This window comes from Pedobacter segetis (assembly GCF_016623585.1).
Classification (GTDB): Bacteria; Bacteroidota; Bacteroidia; order Sphingobacteriales; family Sphingobacteriaceae; genus Pseudopedobacter; species Pseudopedobacter segetis.
In genome coordinates, this window is sequence record NZ_JAEHFY010000014.1 from 108,027 (window position 1) to 132,541 (window position 24,515).

A 24,515-nucleotide genomic window follows, 5' to 3' on the forward strand; every position below is an offset into this window, starting at 1 on the left:
CAAAAACCTCTCAAATGGATTATTTCAAATTTTACGATATACCTTTAACTTTTAACCCTGATAAGGCTTTGGTAAAGAAGAAGTTTTATGAGCTGAGTAAAACCTATCACCCAGATTTTTACATTAATGAAACTAAGGAGAAGCAGGAGGAAATTTTAAACCTCTCTACGCTCAATAACGAAGCATTTCAGACACTTTCTAATCATGATCAACTACTTGCCTATATTTTAGAGCAAGAGGGGGTTTTAGAGGAAGGGGAGAAGTATCAGCTTCCGCAAAGTTTTTTAATGGAGATGATGGATGTTAACGAAGCCATAATGGAGTTGGAATTCGACTCAAACACAGAGAATTTGATCAAAGTAAAAGAAACTGTTGATGATTTTGAAAATAATTTAAACCAAGAATTATCGGTTTTAACTACTGATTTTGAGCAGCATAAAGGAGAAAAACGGAACCAAATATTAAAAGAGATCAAAGATATTTGGTACAGGAAGAAATATTTGTTGCGAATACGGGAATCAATCAATAAATTTGCAGCCCGCTTGTAAAACAAATGTTTGCAGCAAAATGCCCAGCTGGCGGAACTGGTAGACGCGTCGGTCTCAAACACCGATAGGAAACTGTGCCGGTTCGATTCCGGCGCTGGGTACATTTTTTTTAAAAAACCGTCCTTAGTGCTTCTAAGGGCGGTTTTCTGTTTTCTAAATGTTTCTTAAATGCTTTTGATATTGTTTTTTTAACCTAATGTTTCCCAATGAAATCAACCGGAATACAAAAAATCACTTATCACGTACGGCCTTATAGCTATCAAAAAAAAGATAAATTGGCAGGGCTTTACCTCGGGGTTACCATCGAGCGCAAAACCTCGAAAATTCCGCTGGAGATTTATTTTCAAGAAAATTTATTTGATGCAAAGGCGGAGCAATACCGCTACAACGGTGTAAACGATGCCGAGATAAGAGATTTAAACCTTATCATAAACACCGAAAAAGGAAAGGCAAACGAACTACTAAGGCAATACAGGTTATCGAACCAAAAAGTAACACACCATCAGTTTAAACGGGATTTTTTAAATTATGCTAGTCGGGATTGCTTTATAGGCTGGGCGAAAGCTTATTTGGAAGATTTAAGAATATCAGGAGTAATTAAGGATCAAACCTATAAAAACAAAAAAAATAGATTGAGCCATTTTGAAGCATTCGTTAAAACGGATGTTTTATTTGCAGAACTTTCGCCACGCTTGATAGATCAGTTTGATTTATGGCTTAAAAAGAAATCCGGCTTAAATAAACATAATTCTATACAATCGGTACACGTTGGAATTAACACCTTTTTAAAAGCGGCACAAAGCGAGGGGTTAAATTTCGATAATCCGTACGAAAAGTTTAAAATAAAAGCATATCAGCCAGCAAATAGGCTATCGTTAGAAATTACGGAGCTTAAAGAACTTAAAAAAATATATTTAGCGCAAAATCTCGGAGAAATGCAACAGGAGGTTTTACGTAAATTTTTATTTAGCTGTTTTACCGGTTTACGAATTTCGGACAACGCAAATTTAAAATACGAAAATATCAGCGATGGAATTTTAACAGTAGAAACCATCAAAGGGAAAAAATTTGGTAAAGCTGTAAAAATTGCTTTACCCGACTTTGCTTTGGAGTTACTTGGAAACGAAAGCTGGGGTTTTGTATTTAAAAAAATATCAGATCAGGAAGTAAACCGGACTTTAAAAGAGATTGCCGAAATAGCAGGGATTAAAAAGAATTTAACATTCCATGTTTCCCGTGATACTTTTGCAACTTTGTTTATTGAGCTTGGTGGGGATGTTGCCAGCCTTAAAGATTTGTTAGCGCACACCAAATTAGAAACTACCATGATTTACGTTAAAATGAGCGAAAAAAGAAAAGAGAAACTAATGCAAAATTTCAACTCTATTTAGCAAAATCGTAAGCACTTTTATAGTAAAAAAATAATTAAAAAAACTTTGTGGCATTGTTGTTTTGTGGCAAATCGTAAAAAATCAGCTTCTAAATATATTTAAACCCTGTTTTGTGTTGCCACAATGTTGCCACAAAACAAGGGGTTGCCACAAAGTGAAAAACTATTTTAGGGTTGTTGTAAAATCTGAAATTATAGTTTTATCTCCCGATTTTCTAAGCCCATTCAACTCTCTATATTTATTAATAATTGCCCATTTTGTTTTAGATAAATGAGTAATCATTTCTTCAATAGGTAGTTTTCCATAATTTAAAGCAACATATTTTTCTTCTCCAATTTTCCACGCCCACTTTTGTTTTTTTAAACCTAATTTTTGCGCCATTGTTCTAATGGCTTGATTGTTTTTTTTATAATAATCGGATAATTCTTTATTTGAGGTTTTACCGAAATTGTTTTTTAAATATTCAATTTCTAAATCAGTCCAATCTGTTTTTTTTACAATAGATTTAGATATTTTGTGATTTGATGCTTGTTTTTTTAAAGCGGTAATTGTGCAATCTAGCTCTAAAGCTAAATCTTTTAAATTTCCTAAAGGATATTTTTTTTTTAGGATTGCTATTTTTTGCGGTGTCCAAAATTTTCTGTTTGCCATAATTTTTTATATTTGCTTTATAATTGTGATTTGTTTACAATTTTACAGTAATAATATTGCTGTTTTGCTAAAAAAAGCCCGATTAATTTCGGGCTTTTTGATTTTAACCTATTTTAAAATATTCCTGTCTTTTTTCTTCACTTTCAAAAGCCCATCCACTATAATAAATCGGTAATTTATATCTGTAAGGATTTGATTCAAACCAACCAAATTTACCGTTCATTTCTGAAAATTCTTCGTGAAAAAATAGAGGCTTACCTGATACTGAAACTCTACTTACCCAAGTAGCATTCTCTTTTAAAAATTGTTTCTTTCTTTCTGCTAATGATTTTTTTTCATCGTTTACCTTTTGCTCGGCAATTTTTGAAGCTTCAAAAGCCTCAACTATTTTAGCCCAATTTTCAGCCAATTCGCACATTTGAGAGGCATTGATAAAATATGTTTTCTTCATGCCACCGCCATATTGTTTTGGCAACTTACCAGCATGATGCCATTCTAAGTTAGAGAATTGAAATTCTATAATCTCTTTAACACGATCAACCTCTAGGCCAGATGCTTTTTTAAACAATTGTGTTGCCTCTCCTAATGTTAATTTGCCGCAATCATCTTTAGCATCTTCATGTCTTCGAGAAGCGAATTTAGAATCATCTAAACCACCACCTATTGAGTAGTTGTCTTGGTTATAATTAACGATGCAGAATTTTTCTTTAATTGATTGAAATTTGTTAAAATGAGTTTTCATGATTTGCTTTTTTAAGTTAATTAATAATGTTGTGTTTTGTTTTGCTAATCCAAATATCGCAATAAAAAACAATTCACAAAGATATGTTTAAAAAAAATATGTAACATTTAAGATACATATTATAAAAAAGCTTTTAAATCTGTTTTAAAGCCTATTTCTTGCGCTTAATAGGTTTTCTTTTTTTAACTACTCTCTTTTTTTTCGTTCTTTTTACCACATCGTATCCATGCGGTAAGCGAAGTCCCAAACTTTTTAAGTCTGCTTTTAAATTTGATTTTGTTGTTGCCATTGATTTATATATTTAGTTAAGTGATTTTTTTTCTGTTGTAGGCATAATTAAAAAGTGATTAAATTTTTATTGATCCCGAAAACATATTCCCAACGGGAAAACGCCGGGTTATAATAGGAGTAAGCCAAAAGGTTTAAATTCTCTTTAAAATCGAAACTAAGCCCAGGCCCAAAAAGAAATTTTTGTTGGTTGTAATTGTAAATAGACCTTAACTGTACCGATACCGAAAATTTGCGTTTTTGGTAAGGTATATCAAAAGTTCTTATGCTGTTAATAGTTGCGTTACTGTCAATTAAAGCAGTGTTTATATAGGCGGATTTACGCCCCAATTTTAAACCTAAAATTTTGTAACGCTCCCAATACTGCAAACCGTTAAGCTCTCCGGTGTATTTATAATTAAAAAAACCTCCGCTAGTATCTGCGGTATCTTTTTTTGGGGTATAAACAATAGAAATCCACTTGTTTTTATAGGTTAAAACCTGTCTTTTAAGGCTATCACGTTCTTTTTTTACTTGCAGAAAATCTGCTTTAGATACAAAGTTTACCGAGCTATAACCAATTACCTGTTTTGGTTTGATGTTGTTTGCTTTTGCGATGCTGTCAAAGGTGGCGTTTTTTAAAACTTCAGCAACGGGTAAAATATTTGAAAGTGCTTTAATGGTTACGGTTTGGATGCCCTCTTTATTAATTTTTTTATTAATGATGGTTGCTTCTTTTAAAACCGCTTTTTGGTTGGCGTATTTTTCTGATTGTAAACCCGTAATAATTTGGTTTTGCTCCCTAATTTTTAACAAGTTTTTGCCTGTAAAAAAAAGGAGTAGCGGAATTGCGATGTAGGGGATAAATTTTAAAGTTTTCATTTTTTTGCTGATTTAACCCCGGCGCTATCTGCTAACGGAGCGGTTTGTTTAATGGCATCTATAATGTGGTTTTTGATAAGTAAAGTATTTATTAAAGCGGTTTTTTCTGTTTGGCAGTCCTTTTCTGACTGCTGGGCTTTATCCGCAACTTTTTGTGCGTATTTTAAAGTATAAACCGTAACCGTTACACACAACGTGATAGCCACGTACATTAAATAAGTACGTGGTTCTTTAAGGATTTGGGCGTATGTTGGGCGTGTGGATTGGGGCATTAATTATAAATTTCTGTTTTGGCCACAAAGCCAAATGTTCCGGCGGATATTGAGATTAAGAGTTTTAGCATATATACTACTTTATGTTTTGAAATACTTCTTAACATATTCCTCGTAGAGTTTCTTTATGTTTCTAGCTCCTTTTGCGGTTGGGTGGATATTGTCTCCTAAAACTTGAGAAGAATCATTTGCGTCGTACGAATTATTTACATTGACGAAAAATACAGGTAGGTTTAAATCTTTAAATTCTTGACATAGATTTAAAATTCTTAATGATGCGTAATTTTGTATTAGCTTATTCGTTTGGTCGCTTATATAAAAAAAATCGGGCATATATGGAATTGAACCTACAAAAAAAGGCATATTTGTTTCTAAAGAAGATTTTAAAACTCCAAAATAATCTAATCTAATAGAACCGGAATTCAGAACTATTTTTATTTCATTACCTGTTTGTTTAGGAAGTTTTATTAACAAAGAACACGGAACGATACTATAATTCAAGTCAGGATCATTATCCGCTTTAATAGCATCAGTTACATATGTATCTATAGTTTTGTACAAAACATTATTGACAAAAACACTAAAATTCCCTTCCTTTTCCGGGCTATTAGTTAAGAAATAGTTGAGCACCGCTACTTCTTCATAAGGTGTAATATTAAAATAAATTTCAGAAGTCGGAGAGTTTGAATAGATAGGCTGTCCATTTGGAAAACCGTTTCTAACCGCGTCTGGCATCTTTGCAGAAAATGATAGTTCTGTGTAATCGGTCGGATTAAACGGCTGCCAAGTTCCTGTTATCGACCTTGATATTAACCCTGAATAATCATTCCCACTTGAATTAGCTGCATCCATTCCGTATTTTAAAAACGACCAAGCAAGCATAGAGCTAATACAGCCCATTAGTTTATTGACAATTAATTCAGAGTTATATAACGTTAACGGAGCACTTCCAGAATATCTAACGTCATTAAATCCTATTTGTAAAAACGTAAGGTTATCATAAGGTGGGTAAATAAAAGTATTTTTAAATTGCTTAAAAGCAACCATGCATCCGCTGCCGGAAACGGCTTTATTAAATAAACCTAATTGAAGCTGCTGCGCTAATTGCGCCGGCCATGAATCTTTTTCGGGGGTAGCTAAACCGTAACCGTACGTAATGGAATCCCCAAAAGCGATAATTGTATTTATTCTTTTATATGACTCCGTATTTAAAAAATCATCGTGCAGATATATCCATTCAGAAAAAACAGTATCCGGATCATCAGAATTTCCGTTAGCAATCCTATAAGCTAAACCTGTCGTTTGCTTGTTAAATGGTGAGTTAAATTGCAACAAAACTCCGTCAGGCTGTCTGAAAGTTAAAACCAAACCATTGTAAGGGAATCCTGATTCTGTGCGTTTTATAGAACAAGCATCTTTAAAAACCGAAGGTTTATCGTCGGATTTTATAAGACCACCTGCATTCGATTTGACTGCATTTAAACTACCTATATTTTTTTTAAAATACTCATTACCTAATTTTCGGTAAATCACACCATCACATTTAGCGTCATTCATTGGGCTACCGTCTGCGTAAGTGGTTACTTTGGAGTAATTAAAGTTTTCGCCTGTGTGGCTGTCTATTATATCGTAAAGGGTGTCATTTACTCTTTTCATGGCTTAAATATCAAAAGTGTTATCAGAAAATGTAGGATCAGGCAAAACGGCTTCTATAATATCATTTCGCTTATAAAAAAAATAATCAAACTTGATGTAATTTACGCCGTCAATATCTGCGTTTGTAATTGGTAAACCGTTTTTTGTAGAAACGTGTGTGTAAAGAAATATATTCCCGTTTTCGTCCCGGGCTTCTACGGTTCTTTCACTAATTTTTTTAATGTCTAAAGCCATAATTAGTAATTAAAATATTGGATTTGTAAAGTATGCTCTAAACCATCAATTGCCATTATCCTAAAACTAATCACGTCTAAAACAGAATTGACAGCGATTTTATCAAATGCCCTAACCGGGATGCCTTCGGTTAAAGTTGGATCTACTCCAGTTTGCCAATAACGGGCTAAAATTGCGTTTGCGGCAGCGGCGGCATTTGGTTCTAAAACCATCTGTACGCTTTTTATATCCCCTGCAACATTTCTAAAATCTTCAACGCCAAATTGTTTAAATGTGTCGAGAGATTTAACCGCTACATCTAACGTTTCGGTTTTGTTTAAAAAACATATTGGATTAATGTATCCCATTTTATGCGAAAATTGAGTGTAAAGCTTGTGTTATCCCGTCCTGTTCGTGAAAAGCCAAATTATTATCGTTCAACTCTCTTTCCATGGCCAGTAATTGTTTATCGTAGCCGGGTAATTGATATTGATTAATTATCCGGTTTATTTTTGCAGCATATTGGTTTCTATCCGGTCCAACGTTATACCCTGCTTTTTGCAAACTATCTAATTGTGCTATTGGCGTTTTTTTTAAGGCAACTCCCTGTATTTTATACTTATTACCCTGTAAAATTGCAACGTGGGATTTAAAAGCATCTAAAAGGGTAGGATAAGCCCTCCAATAAGGTGCTTTTCCTGTCCCTAGTCTTACGCTATCGCCGCTCCAATTACTGTTTGCCATGTGTCCGAAGGGGTTGTTAAAATAATAAGCTTTGTAATTGTTACCGTAAAGGCTTTCTTGCATCGCCTGCCCTATTACTACGCTGGGCAAAATGCCCGTATTTAAACAGGCTTTTATTACTGCGGATGCAATTTTTGAGGCATATTGACCCGGAGTATTTTTGCCCGGCGTAGAACTTCCTTTATACTGAATTTTTTTGCCCATTATTTTTTTGATTTATAAAATGTAAAAAACGCCGCTACCAATAAAAGCCCTAAAAAAAGAAGGATTAAGAAACTTTTTTTTTTATTCCATCTATATTATAAGGTACTGCCGTTGAAGGTCTAGCAATTTTATAAATTGGTGTACGGGCAGTTAATAACCTACTTTTTGGATAACTGATAATTTTAACGGCATCGCTTTGGTTGCCGCCTAATATTTGAAAATTCTTTTCATCTTCTGAAACATACAAAGCAACATGGTTGCCGCCGTCTCTAGTAAAAACCAAAATATCGCCTAAGGATGGTTTATCAGATTTTAAACCAAAGTTTGCCCAACTTTTAGCGGCTAAATAATCTTTTGGTGGTGCATAACCGCTTCTTTTGGCACAAATAGCCATAAATAAGCCACACCATGGAATACTGTCTGTTGTGTAATATGTACTTTCCCAACCGCCCAACTCTTTTGCCCATTTTGTAATATCGGGGTTATTATCCGCTCCTTTATTTTCTAAAGTACCGTAATGGCTTAAAGCTTCAGTAACCATTTTAGGGAGTGCCAAAGCATTAAGCCATTGAAATTGTAAAGGGATTAATAAATTCATATTTTCTTTTTTCTTGATTTAAAAACAAACTTTTGATCAATAGGATCCCCAAACCCGGTTGCTTCATAATAAGGGCTTTCAGTTGCTCCTAATCTTTGGATAGTTTTAAACTTTGCCATTTCTTAAATTTTTGAGAGTAAAAATTTATTTAAAAGCGTTACTAAAACCGCCACAATTATTGCCGTTATCGCTATATCCGTTAAGGTTTCACGATCCAGGGAGATATTCATTTTTACCTCGGGTAATTCTCCTTTTAAAAGGTTATCTACTAATGTTGGCATATTTATAAATCTTTAATTCTGCGTATAAATGCTGGGATGGTTTCTGTATTGTCTAAAATTGGACCTACAAAGAAAACGGATTGTGTAATTTTAATACCTCGGGCTTTTTCCCAAAAACCTATCACGGATTTTAGATTTGCATCGCTTAGTGATTTAATCAAGTTTGCGTTGTAAATCATTTTTGCGGTTGCATCTATACTTTTTTTTGATTTTTGCGCTAAAACATCATCATTAATTGCATCAATCCAACCTGCGTAACGTTTTACCTCACTACTGTTTAAGGTAGTTGCATTGGCGTTGTATCCCGTTGCAATCTTTTGTGCAATTGTTGCCGTTGCTGGGTTTTGCGGCGGTGCTTCGCTTTGTTTTAGAGCGGCTTTTGATTTCTTTATAAAAAAGAAAACCAAAAGCCCAACTCCAGCGACCAAGCCAAATATTAAACCTTTGTTTTTCATGTTAAACTGCTTTTTTAACTAATGAATATTTCTTTTTTAAGTAGTAACCTAAACCGATTACGGCTACCGCAATTAGTAAGTATTTAGTGTTATTTGTCATTTTTAAATTTGGTTTATGTAAGTCTTAATTGAGATAATCTGTTTAATGCTTTGGTTTTTACTCCGGATAACGGATCAAAATATTTTTCGTCTCTAATCCATTGTGTTAAAGAGCCGTTTCTTTTAATACCATATTTTTCATTGAAGGCATTGTACACGGCTACTACCATATCATCTGTTGCTAGTTGATATAATTCTAACCAAGCGGCATCCTTTGTGCCTGATGCGGTAAAAAAGCCATCCATCACATCATAAAGTTTATCCGCTAGTATATTTGGGTTAAACCCCTTAGGGATTGCATCTTTGCCGTTGATATAGGGAGCATCTGCAATGGTTATTTTTCCGTCTTTTTTGCCTTTAAAATAAAAATAGATAGCTATGGCGATAACCAAAATGCCAATTATTACCATTGTTTTATTTTTTTGATAGGCTAATAATAAAGCCGTTGTACTATTTGCCATGGTTATTTTTTATAAAGTAAATTGCCGCCCCAACTAATGCTAAAATGATAATGATTGCAACGGTTTTATTTTGACCAAAAAAACCTTGAGTAGTGGTGTTTGATTTTATTGTGGGCTGGATTAAATTTCCATTTTCATCTGTACCGCTTCCATCATCATAATTACCATCTTGATAATTTTCTTCGCCTGTATTTATTGGTTCAGATAAATCATCATTATTACCACCACCAAAAACACTTTTTGCAGTATTTAATATTTTATCAAATCCCGAAGGTTCGCCGTTTTCAGCACCTATACGCTTAGTTTCTGCCTTGTACTGCTTAATTTCCAAACGTTTGTTTTTTCTATCTACACGGGCTTGTTTTCTTGCGGCTCGGGCATCTTTACGGGCATCCCTTCGGGCTACTCTTTTTTCTTTTCTTGCGGCTGCCCTTGCTTTTGATTTTTTACCTATATGAATACCTAAAAATGATTCGTAATCTTCATCTAAATTGAGTACGTGTTCAAATTCTTCATCCGTTAATTCTTGGGGAAAAACTTCATCATAAAACTCTATATTGTTATCTCCGCTAAAATTTAAAGGCTGGTTTTTTCTTCTGAAATAAGTATCGGGTAAACCAAAAGCATAACCGGAAACTAAACCGCTAATTTTACCGCCTTTTTCTTTGCCCACAAAAGCAGATATGGCATCTCTAATATTAGGTGTAAAAGGTTTTGAACGGCGTAAACCATCAAAAATCTCATTATCTTCAAAGGCAATAAGCGGCGTTAAACTATCATCATCATCATCATTGGTATATTGCCCAACTTGAAAACCACCACCATTTGCACCAGTATCGTTTGCTAAGGATTTTTTAAATAAATCAGATATGATATTACCTAATGGTGTTGAGTTTGTACCACCATTAGAACCGTCTGAATTTGGCGTTTGTATCAATCCCGGTATAATAGGAGAAAAACCGCCATTCCCGATAGTGTCATTTATTGTTGGCCGTAATTGTTTAATGATATTAGGCATGGTTTAATAATTTAGTATTACCGTTTTTTTCTATATCGTATTTTTCTGCCCGTTGCAATTGTTGGTACATTCTCCAATTGTGGGATGGGTTTTTATCGTCTAAAACCCTTGTAAGTGCCTTAACGCTTTCTTTTAATGAGTAACCGAGTGCCGCATATTCTTTAAATGCTTGCTCATCTGCTAGGTTTTCATCATTTGTCTGCAACTCTACGTGTGCTTTTTCATGGAGCATCATAAATAAAATATGTTCTTTAGGCATATTATTGATGTGCTTCATGGAGATATACATTACACCAGTACGGCGGTTTACACAACCGGGAGTGCGCCCCAAATCGGCAACCCTTACCACATCGGTTATCCCTTTTGCCTTTTCTTCCACTTATTTCTTTTTAAAAAGGATGAGTAACAGAGCCAATATCAATAAGCCACAAAGAGAAACAAACAGGGTTTTATTTATTCCTAAAATGCGATCACTTTCCGGTTGAATAGGCAAAGAATAATTTTGGCTATTTTGATTATTTTGGCTTAAAGCGGCGTATTTTTTTGGGTTAATAATGGCGGCGGCTTTTCCTGCTATATCTAAACCTTTTCCCAAAATATCCCAAAGTTTGCCTTTAGGTTTTTGATCATCGGTATAATTATTAAAAGGAATTTCTTTATTGCCGTTTACATTAAAAAACAAAGTTGTATTACGCAAATTTACGGGCATATTGTACCCAAAGGCTTTAAACAACAGCGCAACATCTTGTGGATGTTGCGCAACTAAAGTTTCTATATCCATTGTAAATTGATTACATGGTTAAATTATCCTATGAATTTTGCACCACCTGCGGTTAAAGCTGATTTTGCTTTAGCTGTTTTCTTACGCAATGCTTTTGCTGGGTTTACAGATACACCTAACATTAACGTAAGTGTTACGGTAGTTCCCGGTAAAACGGTGTAAGAAATGATACTTTCGTCATCCATGTAAAAACTTTCTGGAATTGATAGTATTTGAGTGTTAAAATTTTGCTCGTTTGCGAAAGTACCTACGGCAATTGAACGACTAGAACCAATTTTAAATGGGTTTTCTGATTGGATTTGGATTTGTTGCTCCATTTGCGCCACGTTTGAAGTAGAGATTTTGAAGCCGTTGATCATTGATGGGCGTTTACGGATATAATTGTAAAACTTAGCCAAACTACTAGTTGGTGTACCTGATGCGCCAGTTAAACCAGCAAATCCGTTAACATCATTAAAAGCACCGTCAACAACTTTACCTACTGCGTTATCGTTTAATCCCGGGCATAATAAAGCTGTTAAAGCCGTTGCGCCTGTATTAATAATGGTTATAACCATTGGTTGCGCTCCACGGGCTTGGTCTCTAAAAGAAGCTACGGGGCCTGCAAATTCTACCATGTCATCATCAGAGCCATCATAACCCATATAACCACCATCGTAATTTGATAATTCGTTTGCCTCTTTTTCTAAGTCGGCAGCGTTTTTATATTTATACATTTTTTCTGTTTTTTGAAATGATTAAATGTGTCCTAAGCCATCAAAACCGACCTTTAATTCAGTTGATCCGTCTGCTTTGGTTAATTTTTTGGTTAGATATTTCTGTAATAGAAATAGAGCAATGCCTGCAACCACGATAGTTACTAATTGCTTTTTGTCGATGTAGCTTAACATGATTTTTTCATTTGTTTTTAGTGATTTATGATTCAAATGTGTAGGAGTTACCGAAAACGGGTATTGTTTATGGATGCGAAGGGATGCCAAAGGATTTATTTTGATGCTTTTGGTAATTTTTGGACGTAAAAAAGCCCGTTACAATTTAAGAAACGGGCTTTAAAAAGAAAATAGAAAAGGTTTTATTTAACTAGGCATTTCTAATTTTTCAAATATCTCTTTTACTTTAATAGGTGTTAATGTTCTGCAACCCTCCGGGATGGTAATTTGTGCCGTTGTAAGCCATTTTTTAAACGTTTTACTACTTACGCCATACATGATATATAATTCTTTATAGGTGTAAGCTTTTACAGGCGTTTCTTTCATCAAACAAATGTTTCCACGGTTAATGAATGGTAAGGGCTGGGGTGTGCGCAAACTTTTTTCCATGCTTTTAATATGTTTTCGTAATTGGGGATGCGGTTTCGGTTTGCGCCTTGCTCAAAAACTTCTACTGTTTTGCCTACACTTACATAACTTGCCATTTCCCACATTTGCGGAGGTATGCGTTTTAAGCTATGGAATGTAAAAATTAGATCTAGGCGTAACATCCTATGATCGGTTAAAAATTTCTTGATGCCTTTGCTTAAGTTTCCCAAAATATATTTGGTGCAATCTTCAAAAATGATTAAGCCATCTGTAAAATGTTTAGATATATGCTCTAAAGTTTCTTCGTCCGGTACACCTATCAATTTAACAATGCCATTTCCTTTAACTAATCTTAATCTTTTTAATTCTATTTCTTGAATAAAATTATAAGCTGGAGATCCGTTTACATCAATTACCAAAACTTTTGAATAACGGGCATAACACTTAGCGATTTCTGCAAGCTTGGTACTTTTGCCCGTTCCCTTTTTGGCAACCATTAACGTGGTATGGTGTAAATCTCTTGCCATTATTTTATTTTATAATGATTAACGATATAAGATACAATTCTGCCAACTAGATAACCAATTAAAAAACAGTTTATCATTACCAATTACGGGTTTTAAACCTTGTAACGTATAAATGATTACTCCCTTTAGGTTGCATCAATACTTTATGCCCTGCGTTAAGCCAGTTGGTTTTAACGGTTTCTAATTGTGCGCCTTCAAATGCTCCTTGGTAGCAATATTCTACGCCAAAGTGATTAATGTTTGTTTTCGGGTTTGGTTGGTTGCTCATGATGTTTTTTGTTTTAAATTTTCTCTGATTATTCTTTTAACTATAAATTGTTTTTCTCGTTTTTTAATTGGTTTCAATTCATTTATTAAAAAATCACGGGCAAAAATATTACCTATTACAAATGCAAAGAGCGTAGCCAAAAAAAGAAGAGCAACCAAAAAATTAAGCATTTTTGCGGCGTTTTAATTTTGCGGCTTTTTTGAACCGTAAACGATTGTGTTTTTTAATTCTTTTATCCGGGATTGAGTTTGTAAAGCTAAATTTAGGGGTATAATAAACCGCTGTGGCTGGTAATTCAGTCCATGGGTTATGATATGAATAAACTCTGTTAGAATCAATCATTTTTAACTGTTTACGGTTACTTTCTTGATTAGATAGAATGGTATAAACCATTATGAATAAAATAATTATGAAAACAATTATATTCATGGCTTTAATCTATGGAGTTAAATAATGATATTCTTTTTGCGGTTACGTCTCCAAAAGCTAACATTAACCCTGTAAGCGGAGACATTTTTAAATTTGTTACTTTCACATATCTTGCAGTACCATCAACTAGGCGGCGTTTTTCTCCTTCGCTAAAAGGGAACTGATCGACAATAGATAAATATTTATTGTAACGGTTTAAAATCTTCTTTTCGGGGCTGTTTTCGCGGTAAATTGTGCCGCCTGTGGTATCTAAAGTATCCAACATTTCTAACTCTTTAGCCGTGAAAACAGATTTTTTAAGAAAAATTGGCAATCCAAATGCTTGCAAACCGTCAATACAACCTACAATACTTTCTGCGGTGTCTTTTGGGTTTAAATACATTGGTTCGTCCGAATATTCGGAATCATCAATTAACTGCCCTTGATCTTCTTTTTCGTCTAAATCTTCAATAATTTCTTCTTCAAATTCGGGCCGAAAATTTTCTTCTGAAACATCAATATTAAATACGGCTGGGTTGTCTTTTACTTCTACCTTTTCGGATAAAATATCTAATAGATTAATCGTGTTTTCGGTTGCTTTTGGTTCTTTAGGCATTTTTATATTTATCTAAAATGGGTTGGATATGCGAAAACTGATTTAGAACATCGTCGTTTTTTAAAAGCTTCATGATGGTAACCGGGAGGGTAACCATGTTTATTTTACCGCTAAAAAGATTAGAAAATGAATTGAAAACGGTTATCAGTTCGCCTAAATCTTGTTTTAATTCGTGGTTTTGTGCAACCAATTGTTTAAGGTTTTCGGCATTTACTTGTACCATTTCGGGAGCAATTAACTCTGTTTGAAAAATGATTTCTGGCGTTTCTTTGATTTCTTCAATTTCTGAAACTTCTTTTTGATACTTGTCTTTCATCGGGTTTTTAGGGATGATAATAAATCGTGATTGTTTTTTTTTATGAGGTCTAAAGCCAACATTACTATATCATAATTGCCGTTTTCGGCTAATCCTAGCTGTTTTTTTCGGGCGGCAATGGCTTTATTTATTGTGCATGCGGTTTGCTCTGTTGCCCTTGCTGTAAACTGATATTTTTTTGGGTTTTCGCTCTTTAAATGCTGGTTACGGGGTTTTTTTTCCGTTTCTTTTGCCGCCGGGACTCCCGAGGTATCAGGCTCGAGAGTGGGCGGCGTTTGGATGGGGTGGAAATGATCAATCATTAAAATCTATTGATTAAGAGTACCAAATGTGAAGGTTAATTAAATGGTAATCAATAGGTTTTACCGAAATATGTTTCCGAAAATGTTTTCTGTAAATGCCACAAAGTTTAAGATTTTGCCACAAAGTGATTTTACTTTGTGGCATACTTTGTGGCATTTTTATTTTTATTTTTTTTTGATTTAATTGATTGATTTATAGTTACACTATGTTAATTATTTTAAGTAATAGTAGAATATAAAAAGACTAAATGCCACAATGCCACAAAATATTTAATAAAATTTATTTTTTTAAAAAAATTCCACTTGATTTTCTTTTTTATGGCAAAATTTCGGCATCTCTCAACCCCAAAGGGGCAAAAAACTAGGGCATACTATCATTGAAATAATGCGTTTAAGAATTGTTCAGCTTAGTTTAAATGGTTAATATTAGTTTTAATTTGGCAATGCTATTGCATAAAAAAAGGGCTAAAACGCCCTTAAGATTTATTGCCGTGGATGCAAAGAGTAGAATAAGGCAAAGGGCTTGAAATAAGCCCTTTATTTTTAACCCCCAACCCCTAAAGGGGAGTTTGTGCAATTAAAAAGGTTTTTCGCTCTTTGGGGCTAAATTTGCGCCGTGGCTAATAGCGCAAAATTTTTAATTGCCTGTGTGGATCTGCTGGCCTGTTTCTTGACTTTTTATATTATCAATAATAATTGTCATAATCCCTAATAATTCTACTTTACTAAGATTTATAGATTTAAAACTATAGTAAAATGCTGTGGCATTTTCATTTTCTTCAACTTTAATTTCGATTGTTTTCATATTATTTTTATTTATTAAGTGGCTCTGCTGGTCGGCAATAACGCCCATGCTTCGCAAGGTTGTTACTGCCGATAACTATCGCTAAAAAAAATGCTTCCTACGGTCGCACTTCATTTAGCTGCTAGTTAGCGGAAACCTTCCGGACATTCAATACGTTTAAAAGAATAAACCCAAACCCACGGATTTTCTTCCCAGGATTTTTCTCCATTAATTTTTTGCCATAAGGTCATAAATGAAAAAAGCTCATTACACCCATAATCAAGTGTTAAATAGTTGTAATACAATTTTTGTGAAATACCTTGAATAAAATCTACACCTTCATTTCTAGCATCTACATGGAAAATATCTCTTAATCTTTCAATTTTTTTTCCTGTAACTTCCAGCCAAATACGGCAAGCATCTCGTGGCATAAAAATAGAAGGCTTCCACCCTAAAGCAGGTTTATCATATTTACTCTCAACATCTGCTCGGTAACAATATTTATCGAAGGAGAGTATTTTCCCAAAGGTTTCTCTAACCCAAAATATGTCGCCAACATTAGCTTTACCAAATCCATTTTCTTTCATGGCAACAAATTCTGGGGTAAATCCATCATTTAACCAATCTAAAGCCATCCCTTTCACTTGCCTTCTTGTTTGGGTTTTAGTTCCATTTAAAATCGCCTGTACCATTGGAGTTGAAAATAAAATAGGCCTACACACGGCATCCGCTAACATATTATTTGCGTTAGTGTCGGTCGACTTGTTATTAATTTCTGTTTTCATTTATGTAAGTTTTTCGTTATTTAATTAATTATGTGGTTTAAAGTCCACCAACTCAAATAATCGGTCGTTATAACTCATTTTGAACCCGAGTTTTATAACGACTAATTTTTTCCAATTTACGTTCCATTGCTAATTTTCTTTTTATTTGGTATTCAGAAGTTTTAAAATGTTCTTCCATTATCTTCCAATTAATTAAAAAATTCATTGTAGTTTGAATATCTTCTTTGATTAATTTTAACAGATATTTTTTCATAAAAAAACGATTTATAACAGTTGTTGGCACTATTGCCGTTTATTTTTTCAGCGGAAAATACGATGGTAATATTAAATTTAGTTTTCATAATTTCGTTCACGTTATCGGCAACAGATGCCAAGCAACGTAACGTTCGTTTTTCTAAAAGGGGTGTAAATTTGCCCCAATGTTTAGGTTTATTGTTTCTGTTTTTCATATCCTTTTTACTAAAAATTCGTTAAAATCATTGTAACCATTAAAAAGCCCTCTTTTATCTTTGGTATGTGGTGGCATTTGGGCAAATGCTTTATTTCCTCCGGTGTCGTTATCGCCATAAAAAGAAATATCAGAATAGGGCATAAAATCTACGAAATGAATCATTGCGCTACCGTTTAAAATAATGACGGTGTGCGCTGGTTTCATGTTCCAAAAGGTTACGGCACTTAAAAAATCCATAAAGCCCTCAAAAACGGAAACTTTTTTGGTGCCTGGGTTGATGGTAGTAAACCACTTTGGGGATTTCGCTACTTTAGAAAACTTACTCCGCAAATCGAAACCGCCCTTATCGTTTTTGAAACCGACTGCGTATTGCTTTTTTTCGGGGTTTTTACTGAAATGGAAATGCACTTCCTGTATGTAGCTGTAACATAGCGACACGTTTATTTTGCGCTCGTAATGCAAATAATCTTCAAGGTGTAGGTTTTTAAGCTCGTGGGTTTTGGTTATTACCAGCTCGTTAAATGTTTCTTCCGGTGGTTTTACATTGCTAAGGTTTAACCCGGAAAGCTTTTCAACGGCGGTTTTAAACTCGCAACGTTCTAACTCCATACAAAGTTTTATAATATCACCGCCCAGCTGTGCGGAGTAATCAAAGAAGCTGTTTTTATGCTCGTTTACGTTTAACGATGCTGTGCGGTCATCCGTAAAAGGGCTATGAAAGAAAGAATTTTTTGCGGTGCTTCGTTTGGCATCTTTTAAAACTCCTTTGCTTTGCAGGTAATCGGAAATTGATTTTTCCTTTACTTGATCTAGGATTGATTGGTCTATCATAACATTAAATCCTCCTTACTTTCTGTTTGTCCGCGTTGTAACCTAAATTTTTTAATATCCTCAATTGGGCAAAATTTGAAGTACTTTTCTATATAATCCCAGCTGTAAAAATCTTCTATTTTAAAAGTGAAAAAACGCCCTTTTTTCGGCTCAAAAGTTTCTTGTAAAGTTTCCTCCTCTGTGGTTGGATTGTCTGTTTTTGCTGGTTGCGATACCCGTATTACGCTATCGTTACTCATTTTAAAAGTTTTTTCGAGTTCCTCGGTAACAGGATCACGGCGGAATTTTATACCGCCATCGTTTCCGTTTAGCATGGCTAAAACCTCGCTACTCGAAAAATAAAGCGTGTGGTAACGGTGTTCAAAAAATTTATCTTTAAAAATGGCTCGTATCTCTTTCTCTAGCCAGCCCTTAGAACTGTTTTTAACCGCTTTGGTGGCATCGGTTTCTAACAATTTAGGGTCAAAATATAAACGGCTTTTGTAGGGATGTAAAATTTTACGGGTTTTTAAAAGGTTTAAAAAAGCTGGTATTTCGGGTTTCATTTCCTCACGCAAATCCGGCACCTCTGTTCCTACCGGGAAAGGGTTAACCCGGTTAATCCAAAAACGCTCCTCGTCATCGTCAATTTTCATAAAATTGGTTTCATCGTTGGATGTCATCACGTATTTGGCGATAAAGGGAATATCCCGGCGACTAGTGTATTTACCTTGCATTTTCCCCTTTTCATTAGTGATCTGCGATTTTATGCTTTCTTGGATCAGCTTTTTTTCGATAAAACTTTCATCAATGGCAATTATTAATTTACCTATGTAGTCATCATTGAATTTATCGTTAATCTCGTTATTACCTATTATAGTGGCGTTTTCGTTAAAAATATCCCTTAGCCAAAAAAGAAAAGTAGATTTTCCGGTGCGTTTTTCTTTTGAAACCAAACAAATAGCCGGGAGTTTACGGATAGGCTCACGATACAGGACGGTAAGCCAGTCTAAAGCTAAATCGTAATTTGTATAGCACGAAATCAGTTGCTTTTCGCCGAAAATGTGTTTTAAATAAGCTTCTGTTTTTGGGAATGTGCCAACCTCGGGAACGTGTTCTAGAGGGAAATAAAGATTGTAACAGCCCTCAATTATTTGTTCGTATTTTTCGGGATTGTTTTCCGGTACGTTGCAAAAATCCTCGTATTTATCAATCGTATTAAAGAAATTTTTAATCCCTAATCCTTGTACGTAATCCCGGTTAATTTCGCCCGGTTTCCAGCCTATTAGTTTGCGCTCCAGTATTTTTTTGGAGTTTGGAACGTGGATAATTTTAAAAAAATCGCAACCCACACGCTTATACAATCCGCTATCGGCGTGTTTTGTAAGTTCTAATCGTTCAAAAACAATATCCCACTTAAACTTACCACGTAAAAAAGTAAACTCTAAACCGCCAATTAAATAGCTGTATTTGCGGTAAAAATCATCGGGCGAACCTTTAAAAAAATTGATATGAAAAAAGGATTTTAGTTTGGATATGTTTTCGATGCTTAGGTTGATGGTCTCGAAGTAAGATTTTGCAACCGTAAAACGCTGTAAATCTTCAATTACTTGAAATTCGGTCGCCTTTTTATAGTTGAATAAATCGTCTAATCCTTTAACATCTTGGTTTTTAAAAAGGCGTTCCCGGATAACGGAGAGGTAAACGGATTTTACTTTTTCTTTGGCCAGTAAACGGAATTTGGAAACGGCGTTAAATTGCTGGTATAAATTGGCCGCTAAATCTTTGTCGGGTTCCTCCGCTGCATCCCACTCTAAATGGTAAATATCAGCATCCAGCAGTAAAACAAGGTTTTGAACTTCCATTTCCTCAATTATTTTAACAAGGTCCGGGTGCAAATTTTCGCCATTGGCAAAAGCGTTTTTATTGGATAGCCCAACGCAATGCAAACCGTTTACATCTGCGGAGGTGGCTTTAAATTCGCCAATGGTTAGGTATAGCGTTTCAATGGGTGTTTTATCCGTGAAAGCTTGTAGAACGTTTGGCGGAAAAAATAAAAAATTGCCTTTTTGCGATTGAAAATAAGTGTAGTTTTCTTTTACATTATCCGGGTGTAAACGGGTTTTAATCATTGCCGGGGCTTGGTGCAATGTTGGGTAATGAATTTCAATGTTTCCGTTTTTGTTTTCGGTAAAATAGGGCGTTTTGGCAAAGCAATATTTAACCGGATCAACTCCTAAATACTGTAAACGGTCTTGAAAATAGGATGCCTGTACCTCGGTAATTGGTGCCGGGGTTTCTGTGGATTTTTTAGCCATTTATTTATTGGTTTAGGAGTTCGGATTGATTGATTTTAAGGAATGTTACCATTTTGAAATACAGATCAGAACTCATGCTTTTTTTGCTGTCTTTAGGCAGGTTCATGTATTTTTCTAACGTACGGTGTGTTATTTCGCAATAGTTGCACATTTCGTAACTGATTTTTGTAAATGGTTTCGGGGATTTTTTAAGATGTTCCCGGATGCTGTATTTAGGAGTAGCGTTTGGCATATAGGGGAGGGATTAAGTGGTTTGTAAATCCATATCAATCACGGAAACATGTCTTCTTACGGGAACAGAAAAATCCTGAAAACCATTTTTTTGAAGCGAAATAATCAATTCTGGTCTATCAAAATATTGACCTGTTGAATTGTTATATAATGTGGTGGCTGTGATCAAACACTTTAAATATTTAACGCATTTAAAAGGCTCGTCAAAAAACACAACAGTATTTTCACCTTTTAGATGACTGAATAAGGCTTCGTTAGATATTTTACCGGAAAGGCCTAGGAAACTACGTTCGCCAATTATTTCAAAAATTTTAGCGGTTTTTCCGGTGTTTTTTGCACCAACAATAATTGTTACTTTTTTCATGGTTATAAGGTTTATGCGGTTTTTTGTAAGACTTGGTTAATTCCGGGTGCAAATGTTTGCTGGTAGATGTCCTGTTGCTGGGGCTTCCACTTGAAAAGCATAAAAGAGAAAAGAGCGGTTTCAATGTTTAAGCCTTGTTCTATTTTATCGGCGTAAAGGTGTTTTAGCATTTTTAGGGCTTCGGGCTTATTTAATGCCATATCCAGCAATAAAAGCGGCTCGGGCAAATCGTTAAAATTGTAATGTTTGATAAAAACACAATTAGCATCGCCGTAAACGTTATGATGCAAGTTATCTTCAAGCACAACATCATAATTTTGGTTTAACCTATATTTGTTTTCGTCTTTTAAGCGGATGGTTGGCCATACATTGTTGGTCAATTTCATGTTCCAGTTGATTGCAAAACGGAGTTTTTTATTCATGGTTTAACGGGATTAGTCCATTTTTCTATTGATAGTAGTGCGTTTTCAACGGCTTCGTCAATGGTGTAACCTCCGGATAAGCAAAAACCGCTTATTTTGTGTTTGCTCATGTATTTAGCCCCAATTATTATTTTACCACATTCCCATTTTTCCATAATAATTTTATGAGGAACTGGTAAAAATGCCGGTGTTACGGTTTCGGGTAAGCGGTTGTCGTGTGGAAGTATATCATTCATGGTTTTGGAAGATTAGGTTGGACGGCGTTAGTCATTTGCTTTGCTCAATTAGGTAAGTAAAAATTTCTTCTTTCTCCTGGGTCAATAATCTCATATCGCCATTAAAAAAAGCAAGCTTAACGGGGCAATAAGTGCGGTGTATTACATCTTCTAACTCAACAATTTTTTGTAAGATGTTGTAATACCTTGTTTTTATTGCATCATATTCGGGAGCTTGCATTTTTTTGAATTTTGGAATGATCGATTTATAATTTTCGATGGAAATATCTTCTAAAAGAAGATTTAACTTTTGGCTTGCAATGGCAATAACCTTAGCAATGGTTTGGCGTTCTTTTTCGATTAATAGCTTTTCATCTTTCAATAAATTGCTTCTTTCTATTTGATAGGTTTTTTCGTCCAAACGCTCTTTCATGCCCTCGATAAATAGGATTTGAGTTTCCAAATCCCACAAAACATTATTTTTTTTCTGATACATAATTGTTACGAATTAAGCTGTTACCGAATGAGATTTTTTTTCGTCTTGGTTTAAAAGAATTTCTATTGATGGGGTATCAATAGTGAAATTTTGTAAGCTTCCGTGTTTTAGTGAAAATAATTTTTCTAGCATTATTACTTTTTCATAAGGGATGTCCTGAATATCATTTAACTGAATATTCCTGTAATTAGAAAAAGTGGCTGTACTTACATTTAATTTCTTAGGAATAATTACTGATGCTTTGCGGTGCAATCTGATGGGTAAGTTTTCCATCATTTCATTGATGCGATATTTATAATTTTTCATAAAAATTTTTTATAGTTTTACTAATATTTTGAATGATTATATAAAATTTTATATGCAATTATAAATAATTTATATAATACAAACCAAATAATTATATAATAAATTATACAATTAAATCATAAACCATTGATAATCAATTAAATTATTTTATACATGGACTTAAAGAAAATTATTGATGAGATTTTGAAACAAAAAGAGAAACCGCTTAGTTGGTTGGCTTTAGAAATGGAAAAAACCTATGCTGGGTTTAGACTTTCTTTGTCTAATGAGACTTTAAAGTATAGTGATATAAAAAAAATGGCAGAAATTCTTAATGTACCAGTAAGCCTTTTCTTTGAGGTTAATAACACTCAAAAAATCAAAGGAAATTACAATAGTCAAATAAGCAGCTCTATTGTGAATGATAGCCAAGAAAAATATAAGACTAAATATGAGGTTGAAAATGAATATTTAAAACAACAAATTATAGATAAAGAAGAAATTATTAAACTCTTAAAATCAAATAAATGAATAAAAATTACATTTTACCAATTGCCTTTTGTGGCTTATTAACGTTGCAAAGTTGTGCAACCATTTTCACGGGAAATAAAACGGGTGTAAAAATCCCCGATGGTACGCCCAGCGGCGCAAAGGTTTTTGTAAACGGCAAATTAGAAGGAATAACGCCTAAGCGTGTTCAAATTCCCAAAAATGCTTTGAAGCAGGGCGCAAAAATTACCATTAAAGCGGAGGGCTACAAACCAACGGATATTACCATCAATAGGAAAGTACAAATCGGTATGGCTGTTCTTGATGTTGTTACCGGTGGCGTTTGGCTTATTGTTGATTTTGTTACGGGCAATATTTACACTGCCACACCGGACAAAGTAAAGTACGAGCTTGAAAAACAATAAAAATGTTTCCTAATTTTTTACACGGCTTTTTTGTAAAACGCTGGTTTAGTGTTTTTTATAAAGGTTTAGAATTTACGGCGCTGGGTACATTAAACCGCTTTTGAACTATGTTTAAGGCGGTTTTTTAATTTTTGCACACGGTGGCGCACACGGTTTTGAATGTGAAGGGATTGTTATTTAGGTTTATAAAGTTTTATATTTGCTTAGTGTCTCTTTGTTGCAATCGAGACTTTTAAAAAAGGTTTTCCATTAATTTGGTAAACCTTTTTTTATTTTATGCAGATAATAAATTTATTTATCTACACTATGACTTCCAGTAATTTTAAAATCTTTATCCATTGAAACTATATCGCTGTACACTTCTTTAGCACCGAAAGAATTATTTGCTCTGTACTTATGGCTTACTGTGTAATATAGAAACTTATCTTTTGGCTCATTATCAAACTGCTCATGGCTTATTCCTTTTGATTCATAAACTTTGATTTTTTTCGCCACGGTAACGGTATCTAAAACCTCAATGGATATTCTTTCATAACTTGCAGGATCTTTAAAATTAGTCTTAACATATTCTGAAATACTTTTTTCAATTGGTGTTTCTTTTTTAGCACACGCAAAAAGAAATAAAACAATAACAAATGGCAGTAATTTTTTCATGCTTTTGGTTTAAGTAATTAATATTAAATGTTATATCAATTGTAAAACTAATGTTTTTCTTCATTAATCAAGTTTTTTCAAATACACCTCCGCCCTCCTTAATCTGATCTGATGACGGTAAATGTAATAGGTTCAACTGAAAGTCCGCTAACATCGTTTAGCTCGGTTGCTTTCATTATTGGAATTACAAACTTTGATAAATCAATAATAGCTTTAACCCTATCTTTTGGCTCTAAGGCTTTTAAATCCTGTTCCAATTGCTTCAAGTTGTTTTCTATCAATAGTTGAAAACTGTTTCTTATCTCGGCTGTATCTTTGTTTGTAGTTCCTTTGGTGCGCCCTCCAAATTTTTGTCCTGTATTGTTTGCCATGCTCTTAAATTTAATCTAATTGATACTACTTTAGTATAGCTTTTAGTTCCTGTAATCTGTTTAAATACGGTGTAAATAACTCTTTGCCGTTGTTCGCCTTAATAATTGTTAAATGACTGTCATAAAACCTTTGTACGCTAATAATCTTAGTACCTCGGTTTAATTGTATAGGGCTGTTTGGTAGTTCAATTGTTTTAAAATGGCTTTCCAGTTCCTTTATTATTCCGCTCCAATCTTCGGGCTGTTCCGTTTTAGGTTGTTCGGGGTCGGCTGTTATCAATTTATAAGCTTCGGGGCTTGCTGTTAACGGCTCAATAATTTCAATCTTTTGAGTCTTTGGTGTATATTCCGATGAAGTTGACCATGTAATTCCGTGGCAAACTGACCAGTGATTAAGCTGGCGAAGAGGTTTGAAAG

General features: G+C 34.3%; 43 protein-coding genes and 1 tRNA gene. 5 read left to right on the forward strand and 39 right to left on the reverse strand.

The window, feature by feature from the left end; translation table 11 throughout:
* Positions 1-14: 14 nt before the first annotated feature.
* From I5M32_RS11190 to I5M32_RS11200, 3 genes are all read left to right on the forward strand, one after another.
* Positions 15-548, forward strand: coding sequence for an iron-sulfur cluster co-chaperone HscB C-terminal domain-containing protein (locus I5M32_RS11190; protein ID WP_200586321.1), 534 nt, complete (start codon positions 15-17; stop codon positions 546-548).
* A gap of 21 nt (positions 549-569) precedes the next feature.
* Positions 570-649, forward strand: a tRNA-Leu gene (locus I5M32_RS11195).
* Positions 650-754: 105 nt separating this feature from the next.
* The gene (locus tag I5M32_RS11200; protein ID WP_200586322.1) at positions 755-1,939 is read left to right on the forward strand and encodes a tyrosine-type recombinase/integrase; all 1,185 of its coding nucleotides are present in this window, start codon (positions 755-757) and stop codon (positions 1,937-1,939) included.
* Positions 1,940-2,101: 162 nt separating this feature from the next.
* On the opposite strand, the gene I5M32_RS11205 is transcribed toward I5M32_RS11200, so the two are convergent.
* The 36 genes from I5M32_RS11205 to I5M32_RS11375 all read right to left on the reverse strand — a co-directional run bounded on the left by I5M32_RS11205 (position 2,102) and on the right by I5M32_RS11375 (position 22,180).
* Positions 2,102-2,590, reverse strand: coding sequence for a hypothetical protein (locus I5M32_RS11205; protein ID WP_200586323.1), 489 nt, complete (start codon positions 2,588-2,590; stop codon positions 2,102-2,104).
* Positions 2,591-2,693: 103 nt separating this feature from the next.
* Positions 2,694-3,332, reverse strand: coding sequence for a hypothetical protein (locus I5M32_RS11210; RefSeq protein WP_200586324.1), 639 nt, complete (start codon positions 3,330-3,332; stop codon positions 2,694-2,696).
* A 151-nt stretch (positions 3,333-3,483) separates the two neighbouring features.
* Positions 3,484-3,621: a hypothetical protein gene (locus I5M32_RS11215; RefSeq protein WP_200586325.1), complete on the reverse strand. Its 138-nt coding sequence runs from the start codon at positions 3,619-3,621 to the stop codon at positions 3,484-3,486.
* A gap of 47 nt (positions 3,622-3,668) precedes the next feature.
* Positions 3,669-4,481, reverse strand: a complete 813-nt coding sequence (locus tag I5M32_RS11220) for a hypothetical protein (protein WP_200586326.1) — start codon at positions 4,479-4,481, stop codon at positions 3,669-3,671.
* Positions 4,478-4,753 (reverse strand): hypothetical protein, encoded by a 276-nt coding sequence (locus I5M32_RS11225; protein WP_200586327.1) that lies wholly within the window; start codon positions 4,751-4,753, stop codon positions 4,478-4,480. Before I5M32_RS11225 ends, I5M32_RS11220 begins: the two co-directional genes overlap by 4 nt.
* Positions 4,754-4,834: 81 nt before the next feature.
* Positions 4,835-6,409, reverse strand: a complete 1,575-nt coding sequence (locus I5M32_RS11230; protein ID WP_200586328.1) for a GDSL-type esterase/lipase family protein — start codon at positions 6,407-6,409, stop codon at positions 4,835-4,837.
* A 3-nt stretch (positions 6,410-6,412) separates the two neighbouring features.
* Complete coding sequence (locus I5M32_RS11235; protein ID WP_200586329.1) at positions 6,413-6,643, reverse strand: hypothetical protein; 231 nt, start codon at positions 6,641-6,643, stop codon at positions 6,413-6,415.
* 2 nt (positions 6,644-6,645) lie between these two features.
* Complete coding sequence (locus tag I5M32_RS11240) at positions 6,646-6,990, reverse strand: hypothetical protein (protein ID WP_200586330.1); 345 nt, start codon at positions 6,988-6,990, stop codon at positions 6,646-6,648.
* A gap of 1 nt (position 6,991) precedes the next feature.
* A complete protein-coding gene (locus tag I5M32_RS11245) occupies positions 6,992-7,570 on the reverse strand; it encodes a glycoside hydrolase family 73 protein (RefSeq protein ID WP_200586331.1) in 579 nt (192 codons plus the stop codon).
* A gap of 64 nt (positions 7,571-7,634) precedes the next feature.
* Positions 7,635-8,168 carry a TIGR02594 family protein gene (locus I5M32_RS11250; RefSeq protein ID WP_200586332.1) on the reverse strand — a complete coding sequence of 178 codons (534 nt, stop codon included), beginning with the start codon at positions 8,166-8,168 and terminating at the stop codon, positions 7,635-7,637.
* Complete coding sequence (locus tag I5M32_RS16865; protein ID WP_262895599.1) at positions 8,165-8,287, reverse strand: hypothetical protein; 123 nt, start codon at positions 8,285-8,287, stop codon at positions 8,165-8,167. The genes I5M32_RS11250 and I5M32_RS16865 overlap by 4 nt, the downstream gene beginning before the upstream one ends.
* Before the next feature lie 3 nt (positions 8,288-8,290).
* Positions 8,291-8,449, reverse strand: a complete 159-nt coding sequence (locus I5M32_RS11255; protein ID WP_200586333.1) for a hypothetical protein — start codon at positions 8,447-8,449, stop codon at positions 8,291-8,293.
* A 2-nt stretch (positions 8,450-8,451) separates the two neighbouring features.
* Positions 8,452-8,904, reverse strand: coding sequence for a hypothetical protein (locus I5M32_RS11260; RefSeq protein WP_200586334.1), 453 nt, complete (start codon positions 8,902-8,904; stop codon positions 8,452-8,454).
* A 113-nt stretch (positions 8,905-9,017) separates the two neighbouring features.
* Complete coding sequence (locus tag I5M32_RS11265) at positions 9,018-9,464, reverse strand: hypothetical protein (protein WP_200586335.1); 447 nt, start codon at positions 9,462-9,464, stop codon at positions 9,018-9,020.
* Positions 9,454-10,482, reverse strand: coding sequence for a hypothetical protein (locus tag I5M32_RS11270; protein ID WP_200586336.1), 1,029 nt, complete (start codon positions 10,480-10,482; stop codon positions 9,454-9,456). Before I5M32_RS11270 ends, I5M32_RS11265 begins: the two co-directional genes overlap by 11 nt.
* Positions 10,475-10,861: a hypothetical protein gene (locus tag I5M32_RS11275; protein ID WP_200586337.1), complete on the reverse strand. Its 387-nt coding sequence runs from the start codon at positions 10,859-10,861 to the stop codon at positions 10,475-10,477. Before I5M32_RS11275 ends, I5M32_RS11270 begins: the two co-directional genes overlap by 8 nt.
* Entirely contained in the window at positions 10,862-11,263 is a 402-nt protein-coding gene (locus I5M32_RS11280) for a hypothetical protein (protein ID WP_200586338.1), read from the reverse strand.
* A 23-nt stretch (positions 11,264-11,286) separates the two neighbouring features.
* Complete coding sequence (locus I5M32_RS11285) at positions 11,287-11,979, reverse strand: hypothetical protein (protein WP_200586339.1); 693 nt, start codon at positions 11,977-11,979, stop codon at positions 11,287-11,289.
* Positions 11,980-12,000: 21 nt separating this feature from the next.
* Entirely contained in the window at positions 12,001-12,153 is a 153-nt protein-coding gene (locus tag I5M32_RS11290; protein ID WP_200586340.1) for a hypothetical protein, read from the reverse strand.
* Between the two features lie 186 nt (positions 12,154-12,339).
* Positions 12,340-12,519 carry a hypothetical protein gene (locus I5M32_RS11295; protein WP_200586341.1) on the reverse strand — a complete coding sequence of 60 codons (180 nt, stop codon included), beginning with the start codon at positions 12,517-12,519 and terminating at the stop codon, positions 12,340-12,342.
* Positions 12,519-13,088, reverse strand: a complete 570-nt coding sequence (locus I5M32_RS11300) for a hypothetical protein (RefSeq protein ID WP_200586342.1) — start codon at positions 13,086-13,088, stop codon at positions 12,519-12,521. The genes I5M32_RS11295 and I5M32_RS11300 overlap by 1 nt, the downstream gene beginning before the upstream one ends.
* Before the next feature lie 76 nt (positions 13,089-13,164).
* Positions 13,165-13,356, reverse strand: a complete 192-nt coding sequence (locus tag I5M32_RS11305) for a hypothetical protein (protein ID WP_200586343.1) — start codon at positions 13,354-13,356, stop codon at positions 13,165-13,167.
* 162 nt (positions 13,357-13,518) lie between these two features.
* Positions 13,519-13,785 carry a hypothetical protein gene (locus I5M32_RS11310; RefSeq protein WP_200586344.1) on the reverse strand — a complete coding sequence of 89 codons (267 nt, stop codon included), beginning with the start codon at positions 13,783-13,785 and terminating at the stop codon, positions 13,519-13,521.
* 4 nt (positions 13,786-13,789) lie between these two features.
* Positions 13,790-14,380, reverse strand: a complete 591-nt coding sequence (locus I5M32_RS11315; protein WP_200586345.1) for a hypothetical protein — start codon at positions 14,378-14,380, stop codon at positions 13,790-13,792.
* Complete coding sequence (locus I5M32_RS11320; RefSeq protein ID WP_200586346.1) at positions 14,373-14,696, reverse strand: hypothetical protein; 324 nt, start codon at positions 14,694-14,696, stop codon at positions 14,373-14,375. The genes I5M32_RS11315 and I5M32_RS11320 overlap by 8 nt, the downstream gene beginning before the upstream one ends.
* The gene (locus tag I5M32_RS11325; protein WP_200586347.1) at positions 14,693-14,998 is read right to left on the reverse strand and encodes a hypothetical protein; all 306 of its coding nucleotides are present in this window, start codon (positions 14,996-14,998) and stop codon (positions 14,693-14,695) included. The genes I5M32_RS11320 and I5M32_RS11325 overlap by 4 nt, the downstream gene beginning before the upstream one ends.
* A 637-nt stretch (positions 14,999-15,635) precedes the next feature.
* On the reverse strand, positions 15,636-15,851 hold the full coding sequence (locus I5M32_RS11330) for a hypothetical protein (RefSeq protein WP_200586348.1): 216 nt from the start codon (positions 15,849-15,851) through the stop codon (positions 15,636-15,638).
* A 77-nt stretch (positions 15,852-15,928) separates the two neighbouring features.
* Entirely contained in the window at positions 15,929-16,567 is a 639-nt protein-coding gene (locus tag I5M32_RS11335) for a hypothetical protein (protein WP_200586349.1), read from the reverse strand.
* A gap of 67 nt (positions 16,568-16,634) precedes the next feature.
* Complete coding sequence (locus I5M32_RS11340; RefSeq protein WP_200586350.1) at positions 16,635-16,820, reverse strand: hypothetical protein; 186 nt, start codon at positions 16,818-16,820, stop codon at positions 16,635-16,637.
* Between the two features lie 192 nt (positions 16,821-17,012).
* The gene (locus I5M32_RS11345; protein ID WP_200586351.1) at positions 17,013-17,849 is read right to left on the reverse strand and encodes a CHC2 zinc finger domain-containing protein; all 837 of its coding nucleotides are present in this window, start codon (positions 17,847-17,849) and stop codon (positions 17,013-17,015) included.
* Positions 17,846-20,146 carry a primase-helicase family protein gene (locus I5M32_RS11350; RefSeq protein ID WP_200586352.1) on the reverse strand — a complete coding sequence of 767 codons (2,301 nt, stop codon included), beginning with the start codon at positions 20,144-20,146 and terminating at the stop codon, positions 17,846-17,848. The genes I5M32_RS11345 and I5M32_RS11350 overlap by 4 nt, the downstream gene beginning before the upstream one ends.
* 244 nt (positions 20,147-20,390) lie before the next feature.
* Complete coding sequence (locus I5M32_RS11355; RefSeq protein WP_200586354.1) at positions 20,391-20,741, reverse strand: hypothetical protein; 351 nt, start codon at positions 20,739-20,741, stop codon at positions 20,391-20,393.
* A gap of 11 nt (positions 20,742-20,752) precedes the next feature.
* A complete protein-coding gene (locus I5M32_RS11360; protein ID WP_200586356.1) occupies positions 20,753-21,163 on the reverse strand; it encodes a hypothetical protein in 411 nt (136 codons plus the stop codon).
* On the reverse strand, positions 21,160-21,399 hold the full coding sequence (locus I5M32_RS11365; protein WP_200586358.1) for a hypothetical protein: 240 nt from the start codon (positions 21,397-21,399) through the stop codon (positions 21,160-21,162). The genes I5M32_RS11360 and I5M32_RS11365 overlap by 4 nt, the downstream gene beginning before the upstream one ends.
* Before the next feature lie 31 nt (positions 21,400-21,430).
* A complete protein-coding gene (locus I5M32_RS11370) occupies positions 21,431-21,874 on the reverse strand; it encodes a hypothetical protein (protein WP_200586360.1) in 444 nt (147 codons plus the stop codon).
* 12 nt (positions 21,875-21,886) lie between these two features.
* Positions 21,887-22,180, reverse strand: coding sequence for a hypothetical protein (locus I5M32_RS11375; protein WP_200586361.1), 294 nt, complete (start codon positions 22,178-22,180; stop codon positions 21,887-21,889).
* Between the two features lie 153 nt (positions 22,181-22,333).
* Between I5M32_RS11375 and I5M32_RS11380 the strand changes: the two genes are divergently transcribed.
* The gene (locus tag I5M32_RS11380; protein WP_200586363.1) at positions 22,334-22,690 is read left to right on the forward strand and encodes a hypothetical protein; all 357 of its coding nucleotides are present in this window, start codon (positions 22,334-22,336) and stop codon (positions 22,688-22,690) included.
* Positions 22,687-23,073, forward strand: coding sequence for a PEGA domain-containing protein (locus I5M32_RS11385; protein WP_200586365.1), 387 nt, complete (start codon positions 22,687-22,689; stop codon positions 23,071-23,073). Before I5M32_RS11380 ends, I5M32_RS11385 begins: the two co-directional genes overlap by 4 nt.
* A gap of 291 nt (positions 23,074-23,364) precedes the next feature.
* Here the strand turns inward: I5M32_RS11385 and I5M32_RS11390 are convergent, their stop codons facing one another.
* The 3 genes from I5M32_RS11390 to I5M32_RS11400 all read right to left on the reverse strand — a co-directional run.
* A complete protein-coding gene (locus I5M32_RS11390) occupies positions 23,365-23,727 on the reverse strand; it encodes a hypothetical protein (RefSeq protein WP_200586367.1) in 363 nt (120 codons plus the stop codon).
* Positions 23,728-23,825: 98 nt separating this feature from the next.
* Entirely contained in the window at positions 23,826-24,098 is a 273-nt protein-coding gene (locus tag I5M32_RS11395; protein ID WP_200586369.1) for a hypothetical protein, read from the reverse strand.
* 25 nt (positions 24,099-24,123) lie between these two features.
* A partial coding sequence (locus I5M32_RS11400) for a DUF6965 family protein (protein WP_200586371.1) occupies positions 24,124-24,515 on the reverse strand: 392 nt, incomplete at its 5' end.

What these genes read in the sequence shown, in the direction of transcription:
- I5M32_RS11190 (WP_200586321.1), top strand. Translation starts at nt 15, where the DNA reads ATGGATTATTTCAAATTTTACGATATACCTTTAACTTTTAACCCTGAT.
- I5M32_RS11200 (WP_200586322.1), top strand. Translation starts at nt 755, where the DNA reads ATGAAATCAACCGGAATACAAAAAATCACTTATCACGTACGGCCTTAT.
- I5M32_RS11205 (WP_200586323.1), bottom strand. Translation starts at nt 2,590, where the DNA reads ATGGCAAACAGAAAATTTTGGACACCGCAAAAAATAGCAATCCTAAAA.
- I5M32_RS11210 (WP_200586324.1), bottom strand. Translation starts at nt 3,332, where the DNA reads ATGAAAACTCATTTTAACAAATTTCAATCAATTAAAGAAAAATTCTGC.
- I5M32_RS11215 (WP_200586325.1), bottom strand. Translation starts at nt 3,621, where the DNA reads ATGGCAACAACAAAATCAAATTTAAAAGCAGACTTAAAAAGTTTGGGA.
- I5M32_RS11220 (WP_200586326.1), bottom strand. Translation starts at nt 4,481, where the DNA reads ATGAAAACTTTAAAATTTATCCCCTACATCGCAATTCCGCTACTCCTT.
- I5M32_RS11225 (WP_200586327.1), bottom strand. Translation starts at nt 4,753, where the DNA reads ATGCCCCAATCCACACGCCCAACATACGCCCAAATCCTTAAAGAACCA.
- I5M32_RS11230 (WP_200586328.1), bottom strand. Translation starts at nt 6,409, where the DNA reads ATGAAAAGAGTAAATGACACCCTTTACGATATAATAGACAGCCACACA.
- I5M32_RS11235 (WP_200586329.1), bottom strand. Translation starts at nt 6,643, where the DNA reads ATGGCTTTAGACATTAAAAAAATTAGTGAAAGAACCGTAGAAGCCCGG.
- I5M32_RS11240 (WP_200586330.1), bottom strand. Translation starts at nt 6,990, where the DNA reads ATGGGATACATTAATCCAATATGTTTTTTAAACAAAACCGAAACGTTA.
- I5M32_RS11245 (WP_200586331.1), bottom strand. Translation starts at nt 7,570, where the DNA reads ATGGGCAAAAAAATTCAGTATAAAGGAAGTTCTACGCCGGGCAAAAAT.
- I5M32_RS11250 (WP_200586332.1), bottom strand. Translation starts at nt 8,168, where the DNA reads ATGAATTTATTAATCCCTTTACAATTTCAATGGCTTAATGCTTTGGCA.
- I5M32_RS16865 (WP_262895599.1), bottom strand. Translation starts at nt 8,287, where the DNA reads ATGGCAAAGTTTAAAACTATCCAAAGATTAGGAGCAACTGAAAGCCCT.
- I5M32_RS11255 (WP_200586333.1), bottom strand. Translation starts at nt 8,449, where the DNA reads ATGCCAACATTAGTAGATAACCTTTTAAAAGGAGAATTACCCGAGGTA.
- I5M32_RS11260 (WP_200586334.1), bottom strand. Translation starts at nt 8,904, where the DNA reads ATGAAAAACAAAGGTTTAATATTTGGCTTGGTCGCTGGAGTTGGGCTT.
- I5M32_RS11265 (WP_200586335.1), bottom strand. Translation starts at nt 9,464, where the DNA reads ATGGCAAATAGTACAACGGCTTTATTATTAGCCTATCAAAAAAATAAA.
- I5M32_RS11270 (WP_200586336.1), bottom strand. Translation starts at nt 10,482, where the DNA reads ATGCCTAATATCATTAAACAATTACGGCCAACAATAAATGACACTATC.
- I5M32_RS11280 (WP_200586338.1), bottom strand. Translation starts at nt 11,263, where the DNA reads ATGGATATAGAAACTTTAGTTGCGCAACATCCACAAGATGTTGCGCTG.
- I5M32_RS11285 (WP_200586339.1), bottom strand. Translation starts at nt 11,979, where the DNA reads ATGTATAAATATAAAAACGCTGCCGACTTAGAAAAAGAGGCAAACGAA.
- I5M32_RS11290 (WP_200586340.1), bottom strand. Translation starts at nt 12,153, where the DNA reads ATGTTAAGCTACATCGACAAAAAGCAATTAGTAACTATCGTGGTTGCA.
- I5M32_RS11295 (WP_200586341.1), bottom strand. Translation starts at nt 12,519, where the DNA reads ATGAAAGAAACGCCTGTAAAAGCTTACACCTATAAAGAATTATATATC.
- I5M32_RS11300 (WP_200586342.1), bottom strand. Translation starts at nt 13,088, where the DNA reads ATGGCAAGAGATTTACACCATACCACGTTAATGGTTGCCAAAAAGGGA.
- I5M32_RS11305 (WP_200586343.1), bottom strand. Translation starts at nt 13,356, where the DNA reads ATGAGCAACCAACCAAACCCGAAAACAAACATTAATCACTTTGGCGTA.
- I5M32_RS11310 (WP_200586344.1), bottom strand. Translation starts at nt 13,785, where the DNA reads ATGAATATAATTGTTTTCATAATTATTTTATTCATAATGGTTTATACC.
- I5M32_RS11315 (WP_200586345.1), bottom strand. Translation starts at nt 14,380, where the DNA reads ATGCCTAAAGAACCAAAAGCAACCGAAAACACGATTAATCTATTAGAT.
- I5M32_RS11320 (WP_200586346.1), bottom strand. Translation starts at nt 14,696, where the DNA reads ATGAAAGACAAGTATCAAAAAGAAGTTTCAGAAATTGAAGAAATCAAA.
- I5M32_RS11325 (WP_200586347.1), bottom strand. Translation starts at nt 14,998, where the DNA reads ATGATTGATCATTTCCACCCCATCCAAACGCCGCCCACTCTCGAGCCT.
- I5M32_RS11330 (WP_200586348.1), bottom strand. Translation starts at nt 15,851, where the DNA reads ATGGGCGTTATTGCCGACCAGCAGAGCCACTTAATAAATAAAAATAAT.
- I5M32_RS11335 (WP_200586349.1), bottom strand. Translation starts at nt 16,567, where the DNA reads ATGAAAACAGAAATTAATAACAAGTCGACCGACACTAACGCAAATAAT.
- I5M32_RS11340 (WP_200586350.1), bottom strand. Translation starts at nt 16,820, where the DNA reads ATGAAAAAATATCTGTTAAAATTAATCAAAGAAGATATTCAAACTACA.
- I5M32_RS11345 (WP_200586351.1), bottom strand. Translation starts at nt 17,849, where the DNA reads ATGATAGACCAATCAATCCTAGATCAAGTAAAGGAAAAATCAATTTCC.
- I5M32_RS11350 (WP_200586352.1), bottom strand. Translation starts at nt 20,146, where the DNA reads ATGGCTAAAAAATCCACAGAAACCCCGGCACCAATTACCGAGGTACAG.
- I5M32_RS11355 (WP_200586354.1), bottom strand. Translation starts at nt 20,741, where the DNA reads ATGAAAAAAGTAACAATTATTGTTGGTGCAAAAAACACCGGAAAAACC.
- I5M32_RS11360 (WP_200586356.1), bottom strand. Translation starts at nt 21,163, where the DNA reads ATGAATAAAAAACTCCGTTTTGCAATCAACTGGAACATGAAATTGACC.
- I5M32_RS11365 (WP_200586358.1), bottom strand. Translation starts at nt 21,399, where the DNA reads ATGAATGATATACTTCCACACGACAACCGCTTACCCGAAACCGTAACA.
- I5M32_RS11370 (WP_200586360.1), bottom strand. Translation starts at nt 21,874, where the DNA reads ATGTATCAGAAAAAAAATAATGTTTTGTGGGATTTGGAAACTCAAATC.
- I5M32_RS11375 (WP_200586361.1), bottom strand. Translation starts at nt 22,180, where the DNA reads ATGAAAAATTATAAATATCGCATCAATGAAATGATGGAAAACTTACCC.
- I5M32_RS11380 (WP_200586363.1), top strand. Translation starts at nt 22,334, where the DNA reads ATGGACTTAAAGAAAATTATTGATGAGATTTTGAAACAAAAAGAGAAA.
- I5M32_RS11385 (WP_200586365.1), top strand. Translation starts at nt 22,687, where the DNA reads ATGAATAAAAATTACATTTTACCAATTGCCTTTTGTGGCTTATTAACG.
- I5M32_RS11390 (WP_200586367.1), bottom strand. Translation starts at nt 23,727, where the DNA reads ATGAAAAAATTACTGCCATTTGTTATTGTTTTATTTCTTTTTGCGTGT.
- I5M32_RS11395 (WP_200586369.1), bottom strand. Translation starts at nt 24,098, where the DNA reads ATGGCAAACAATACAGGACAAAAATTTGGAGGGCGCACCAAAGGAACT.